Consider the following 717-nt stretch of genomic DNA (forward strand, 5'->3'; position numbering starts at 1 on the left):
ACAGAGGCGGGTTCCACATTCCGAGATCACGCCGCCAGAGTCTGCGCCGAGATCGATGTTGCCAAGGAAACGATCCTACCCGCAGGTGATCTTCGCGGCCGCTTGCGGATTGCTGCACCACTTACCTTTGGCCCGACACATCTTGCTCCGGTGTTCGCCGAAATGGCGCGACGTTACCCTCAGCTTGGCATCCACACCTGCTACACTGATCGCTTCGTAGATCTCATCGCAGAGGGTTATGATTGTGCGGTACGGCTTGGCCACCTTCCGGACTCTAACCTGATCGCAAGGCGCGTCGGACCGATCTATGGGAAGTTAGTTGCGAGTCCGGAGTATATCAAAGCGCACGGATCGCCTGAGACACCGGATGAACTCCTCACGCATCAGTCTGTCATGCAGGGCACTGAAACCTGGCAGTTCATGGATGGTGAACAAATCGTCACGGTGCGACCGCAGGGGCGCTTCAAGGCCGACAACGGCACAGCGCTGGTCACTGCCGCCATAGCAGGACTCGGCATCGCTTATCTCCCCGAGGGCCTGATCCATGAGCATCTGGCCTCTGGCACGCTTGTTCCGGTCATGACCCGGCACCCGATACGTCCGGCGGGTGTATTTGTCGTCCGGCCACCAGGCCAGCATCCCGCTCGCAAGATAAGAATCCTCACCGAAATGCTGATCGAGTGTTTCGGAAAAGCTCCGGACGTTGTCGGCACTGCA

Annotated in this window: 1 protein-coding gene; it reads left to right on the top strand. The window is 58.7% G+C overall.

What is annotated here, in order from left to right; translation table 11 throughout:
• Nucleotides 1–717 (top strand): substrate binding domain-containing protein (locus AC5ZGW_RS46685; protein ID WP_496114201.1); only part of this gene is annotated, 717 nt, incomplete at both ends.

The organism is Bradyrhizobium sp. Crot121 (genome assembly GCF_059512385.1).